General features: G+C 72.7%; 6 protein-coding genes. 4 read left to right on the top strand and 2 right to left on the bottom strand.

Going from position 1 to position 5,654, the window contains the following annotated elements; translation table 11 throughout:
* Nucleotides 1-709, bottom strand: a 709-nt coding sequence (locus SSOG_RS35010) for a DUF1015 domain-containing protein (protein WP_009719001.1), incomplete at its 3' end; no start/stop codon positions are given.
* A 78-nt stretch (nucleotides 710-787) separates the two neighbouring features.
* Here SSOG_RS35010 and SSOG_RS35015 point away from each other — a divergent pair.
* From SSOG_RS35015 to SSOG_RS35030, 4 genes are all read left to right on the top strand, one after another.
* Complete coding sequence (locus SSOG_RS35015; RefSeq protein ID WP_009719002.1) at nucleotides 788-1,819, top strand: HAD-IIA family hydrolase; 1,032 nt, start codon at nucleotides 788-790, stop codon at nucleotides 1,817-1,819.
* Nucleotides 1,820-2,020: 201 nt separating this feature from the next.
* A complete protein-coding gene (locus SSOG_RS35020) occupies nucleotides 2,021-3,082 on the top strand; it encodes a FecCD family ABC transporter permease (protein WP_039939390.1) in 1,062 nt (353 codons plus the stop codon).
* Entirely contained in the window at nucleotides 3,079-4,140 is a 1,062-nt protein-coding gene (locus tag SSOG_RS35025) for a FecCD family ABC transporter permease (protein ID WP_009719004.1), read from the top strand. Before SSOG_RS35020 ends, SSOG_RS35025 begins: the two co-directional genes overlap by 4 nt.
* Nucleotides 4,137-5,144, top strand: coding sequence for an ABC transporter ATP-binding protein (locus SSOG_RS35030; RefSeq protein WP_009719005.1), 1,008 nt, complete (start codon nucleotides 4,137-4,139; stop codon nucleotides 5,142-5,144). The genes SSOG_RS35025 and SSOG_RS35030 overlap by 4 nt, the downstream gene beginning before the upstream one ends.
* A gap of 19 nt (nucleotides 5,145-5,163) precedes the next feature.
* Here SSOG_RS35030 and SSOG_RS35035 read toward each other — a convergent pair whose 3' ends face one another.
* Nucleotides 5,164-5,511 (bottom strand): hypothetical protein, encoded by a 348-nt coding sequence (locus tag SSOG_RS35035; RefSeq protein ID WP_009719006.1) that lies wholly within the window; start codon nucleotides 5,509-5,511, stop codon nucleotides 5,164-5,166.
* Nucleotides 5,512-5,654: the final 143 nt, after the last annotated feature.

Consider the following 5,654-nt stretch of genomic DNA (forward strand, 5'->3'; position numbering starts at 1 on the left):
GCTCGGTCCGCTCCTCGCGCAGCCGCAGATAGGTGGCCCAGCGGTGGTGGCCGTCGGCGATGAGGGCCTGGTGGTTGCGCAGATCGGCGGCGATCGCGACCAGGTCGGCCGGGTCGGTGACCCGCCACAGATGGTGGTCGAAGCCGTCTTCGGTGGTGGTGGAGAGCAACGGCTCGTGCCGGATGGTGCGTTCGATGACCTGCGCGGCGCCGTCCCCCGTATCACCGCCGCTGCCGCGGTAGGCGAGCAGCAGGGGTTCGAGGTTGGCGGCGGTGGCGCGCATCAGATCGGCGCGGTCCTCGACGATATGCGGCATGACCTCCTCGTGCGGGAGGACGACGCCCTCCTCGCGCGGGCTCAGCCGCAGGGCGCCGATCAGCCCGCGCTGGAGGATGTGGCTGTCGCGCTGTTCGTAGACGTACAGGGCCGGTTCGGGGTCGGGCGCGAGGATGCCGTCGGCCTGCCAGCGGCGCAGCGTGTCCGCGGCCTGCCGGTGGCGGTCGGCGGGGGTGCCGGCCTGGGGGAGGATGAGGCGGACGATGTTGTGAGGGTCGGCGGTCTCGAGTTCGCGGAGACCGTCGGGGCGTACGACCACGTCGTAGGGCGGTGAGGTGACGGCGGCGAGACTGCCGACCCGTTCCGCGACGTAGCGCAGCCCCCGGAAGGGGGTGAGCTGGAGACCTTGCCCGCCAGGCCCTGAAGTGCTCATTAGAGAATGTTATGCCCCGGTCGGCTATGCGCCATGATCGGGGGAGAACGCATGGATCTGCGAGGAGAGTGTCCCCCCATGAACCAGACCGTCCGGATCGCGCCCGAGGGCAGCCAGCGGTCGCTGAACGAGGCGTACGACACCGCACTGCTGGACCTCGACGGTGTGGTGTACGCGGGTGGCGAGGCCATCACGTACGCCGTGGAGTCGCTCGGCACCGCGCGGGACGGCGGGATGCGGCTGGCGTATGTGACCAACAACGCGCTGCGCACGCCGCAGGCCGTCGCCGAGCATCTGACCCGGCTCGGGGTGCCCGCCGGGGCAGAGGACGTGATCACCTCGGCGCAGGCCGTCGCCCGGCTGATCTCCGAGCAGCTGCCGCAGGGCGCGCGGGTGCTGGTGATCGGCGGCGAGGGACTGCGGGTGGCGCTGCGCGAGCGCGGGCTGCTGCCGGTGGAGTCCGCCGACGACGACCCGGCGGCGGTGGTCCAGGGGTACGGCGGGCCGGACATGCCGTGGGCGCGGCTGATGGAGGCGGGCTACGCGGTGGCGCGCGGGGTGCCGTGGTACGCGTCCAACACGGACCTGACGATTCCGAGCGGCCGCGGGATCGCGCCGGGCAACGGCGCGGGCGTGGAGGTCGTACGGATCGTGACGGGCCAGGACCCGCAGGTCGCGGGGAAGCCGCTGCCGCCGATGCACCGCGAGACGATCCTGCGGACCGGGGCCCGGCGGCCGTTGGTGGTGGGGGACCGGCTGGACACCGATATCGAGGGCGCGTACGCGGGCGGGGTCGACTCGCTCCTCGTACTGACCGGGGTGACGACCCCGGCGCAGCTGCTGGCCGCGGAGCCCAAGCACCGTCCGGCCTATGTGGACCACGACTTGCGGGGACTGCTGACGCCCCAGCCGGTCGTCGAGCCGTCCGATGGTGGCTTCCGGTGCGGCGGTTGGACGGCGCGGGTGGCCGACGGCGTGCTGCTGCTGGAGGGGGACGGCGATGAGCCGCTGGACGGGCTGCGGGCACTGTGCGCGGCGGCCTGGGACGAGGCGGGGGAGGGTGTGAGCGGCGCGGACGCGGGGAAGGCATTGGCCCGGCTGGGGCTGTGACCCGGCCGGGACCCGGCTCGGGCTCGACCCGGCTGAGGCTCGCATGGGCCGGGGTGGTGAGCGGACGCCGCCAGGGGGCGTGACGAGGCCGGGGCCTGGGGTGATGTGGCCGGGGGCGGAGGCCCGCCCGGATTCCGCACGCACGGCTTAGGGTAACCTAACCTAAGTCTTGATCGGCCGTGCTGTGAGGTGGAGTTCCGCGTGACCCTGGTCAGTCCGGCGAAAGCCGGACCCGAGACAGCGACCGATACGGCGGCCCCGCCACCCCGCCGGCACACCGCACGCCGAGCGGCCGGGCTCGTCGTCTCCCTTTGCGCGCTGGTGGCCGTCGCCGCCGCCAGCATCGCGATCGGCGCCAAACCGATCGCGCTCGGGGACGTCTGGCACGGACTGGCCCACTACACCGGCAGCGACACCGATGTGGTGGTCAAGGACGTGCGGCTGCCGCGCACCCTCCTCGGGCTGCTCGTCGGTGTCGGCCTCGGGCTCGCGGGCGCGGTCATTCAGGCCCTCACCCGTAACCCGCTCGCCGACCCCGGGCTGCTCGGGCTGAACGCGGGCGCGTCCGCCGCCGTCGTCTCGGCGATCAGCTTTCTCGGCGTCACCTCGCTGACCGGCTACGTGTGGTTCGCCTTCCTCGGCACCGCCATCGCCTCCGTGCTGGTGTACGCGCTCGGCGGTAGCCGGGGCGCCACGCCGGTGCGGCTCGCGCTCGCGGGTACGGCCGTGTACGCGGCGCTCTACGGCTACATCAACTCCGTACAGCTGCTGGACAGCGCGGCGCTCGACAAGATGCGCTTCTGGACGGTCGGTTCGCTCGCCTCCGCCAATATGACCGTGGTCCGGCAGGTGGCCCCGTTCCTCCTGGTCGGCGTGGTGCTGGCGCTGCTGCTCGGCCGTTCGCTGAACGCGGTGGCGCTCGGCGACGACACGGCGCGCTCCCTGGGCACCAACCTGGTCCGCACCCGGGCGCTGTCCATGCTGGCCGTCACCCTGCTGTGCGGGGCCGCGACCGCCGCCTGCGGACCGATCGCCTTCGTGGGGCTGATGGTTCCGCACCTGGTCCGGGCGCTCACCGGACCCGATGTGCGGTGGACGCTGCCGTACGCGGCCGTGCTGTCGCCCGTCCTGCTGCTGGGCTCCGACGTGATCGGGCGGGTCCTCGCCCGGCCCGCCGAACTCCAGGTCGGCGTCGTCACCTCGCTGGTCGGCGGGCCCGTCTTCCTCTACCTCGTACGCCGCCGAAGGATGGCCGAACTGTGAACGCGAGCAAGCGCACCACGTCCAAGGCGAGCGGAGTCACGCTGCGCACCGGCGGACTCTCGCTGCGCCTGGACGTCCGCGGCGCGGTCGTGGGGCTGCTGCTGCTCGCCGTGGCGCTGGCGATGAGCGTGGTCCTGATCGGCACCGGCGACTTCCCCATGGCCCCCGCCGATGTGCTCAACACCCTCGCCGGGAACGGCACCATGGCCCAGGACTTCATCGTCCACGACCTCCGGCTGCCGCGCGTCCTGGTCGGGCTGCTGGTCGGCGCGGCCCTCGGGCTGGCCGGGGCGGTCTTCCAGTCCATCTCCCGCAATCCGCTGGGCAGTCCGGACGTGATCGGCTTCGGACAGGGCTCGGCGGCCGGGGCGCTCACCGTGATCGTCCTCTTCCAGGGCAACCCGACCGAGGTCGCCGCCGGTGCGATCTGCGGCGGTCTGCTGACCGGGGTCGGGGTCTACGCGCTGGCCTGGCGGCGGGGCATCCACGGCTACCGGCTGGTGCTGGTCGGCATCGGCGCCACCGCGATGCTCGCCGCCGTCAACGGCTATCTGCTCACCAAGGCCGACCTCCCCGACGCCACCCGCGCGGTGGTGTGGCTGACCGGCTCGCTCAACGGGCGCGACTGGAGCCAGGTCTGGCCGCTGGCCTGCGTCTGCGCGGTCCTCCTGCCCGTGGTCCTCGGGCAGGCGCGGGCCCTGCGGATGCTGGAGATGGGCGACGACAGCGCGTACGCCCTCGGGGTGCGGGTCGAACGGACCCGGCTGGTGCTGATGTTCGCGGGCGTCCTGCTGACCGCCTCCGCCACGGCCGCCGCCGGGCCCGTCTCCTTCGTGGCGCTCGTCGCCCCGCAGCTGGCCCGCAGACTGACCCGTTCCGCCGGTCCCAATCTGCTTCCCGCGGCCTGGATGGGCGCGGCCCTGCTGGTCACCGCCGACTGGTCCGCGCAGCGGGCCTTCGGTGCCGACCAGCTGCCGGTGGGGGCGCTGACCGCGATGCTGGGCGGCGGCTATCTGCTGTGGCTGCTGGTGACCGAGCGCAAGGCAGGGCGGATATGACGGAACGCAAGGGCAACCAGGGCAGCAAGGGCGACAAGGGCGACAGGGAAAAGGACACCGGGCAGACCGTGGCTTCCAGCAGCAACAGCACCAGCAGCAACAACACCAGCAGCAACAGCACCAGCTCCAGCGACAAGACGACGGACCGGCAGCGGCTCACCGCCGAGGGGCTGACCCTCGCGTACGACCGGCGCACCGTCGCCGAGAACCTGTCGGTCACCATCCCCGACCACTCCTTCACGGTGATCGTCGGGCCCAACGCCTGCGGGAAGTCCACCCTGCTGCGCGCCCTGTCCCGGATGCTCAAGCCGACGGCGGGGTCGGTGCTGCTGGACGGCGAGGTGATCGGTTCGCTGCCCGCCAAGAAGGTGGCCCGCACCCTCGGCCTGCTGCCGCAGTCGTCCATCGCCCCGGACGGGATCACCGTCGCCGACCTCGTCGCCCGTGGCCGCTACCCGCACCAGGGTCTGCTGCGGCAGTGGTCGGAGACGGACGAGCGGATCGTGCAGGAGTCGATGGCGGCGACCGGCGTGGCGGAGCTGGGGGATCGCTTTGTCGACGAACTGTCCGGCGGGCAGCGTCAGCGGGTGTGGATCGCCATGGCCATCGCCCAGCAGACCCCGCTGCTGCTCCTGGACGAGCCCACGACGTACCTGGACATCCAGCACCAGATCGACGTCCTCGACCTGTGCGCCCAGCTCCACGAGGAGCAGGGCCGCACCCTCGTCGCGGTGCTGCACGACCTGAACCACGCCGCCCGCTACGCCACGCATCTGATCGCGATGCGGGGCGGGGAGATCGTCGCGGAGGGCGCGCCGGAGGAGATCGTCACGGCGGAGCTGGTGGAGCGGGTCTTCGGGCTGCGCTGCCAGGTCATCGACGACCCGGAGACGGGGACGCCGCTGGTCATACCGGCCGCCCGCCAGTCCCGTAAGGCCGCGGAGGTGGCAGACGCGGCGGAGGCGGCGGATGAGCCGCTGGCCGCTGCGGCGACGGAGTCCTGAGGGCGGCCCGTGCGTGCGGCTAGAGCAGCTTCCGCAGCCGCAGCAGGTCGAGCAGCCCGGCCTCCAGTTTGACCCGGCCGCTGCCCCAGGCCCGGGCGAAGTGCAGCTCACCGTCGACCAGGGCCACCAGGTCGTCGCCGGACATGGTCAGCCGGATCTGGGCGCGTTCCGGCGGGGGGCCGGGCGCGGTCGTCACGTCCTCGATGCGGCTCTCCACGAGGCGGCCCATGAAGGTCGTGTCGAGGTCGGTGATCCAGCAGCTCACGGAGCGATCGAGCGCGGCGGCGCTGCGGAGGTCCCCGTTCGCGCCCGCGAGGTTCTCCGCCAGTTTGTCGAGTGCGTCGCGGCACTGTTCCAAGGTGGCCATCGCCGACGACGGTACCCCAGGTCGCGCCCCGTCGGGACGTGCCCTCTTCGCGGTAGCGTCGGGGGCATGAATGAGCCGATGCCGGGCGTACGGCCCGGGCATGAGCAGGAGCCGGGGGCGGACGAGCCGGGCGCTGCGGCGGC

The sequence above is a fragment of the Streptomyces himastatinicus ATCC 53653 genome, assembly GCF_000158915.1.
Lineage (GTDB): Bacteria > Actinomycetota > Actinomycetes > Streptomycetales > Streptomycetaceae > Streptomyces > Streptomyces himastatinicus.

What these genes read in the sequence shown, in the direction of transcription:
- SSOG_RS35015 (WP_009719002.1), top strand. Translation starts at nt 788, where the DNA reads ATGAACCAGACCGTCCGGATCGCGCCCGAGGGCAGCCAGCGGTCGCTG.
- SSOG_RS35030 (WP_009719005.1), top strand. Translation starts at nt 4,137, where the DNA reads ATGACGGAACGCAAGGGCAACCAGGGCAGCAAGGGCGACAAGGGCGAC.
- SSOG_RS35035 (WP_009719006.1), bottom strand. Translation starts at nt 5,511, where the DNA reads ATGGCCACCTTGGAACAGTGCCGCGACGCACTCGACAAACTGGCGGAG.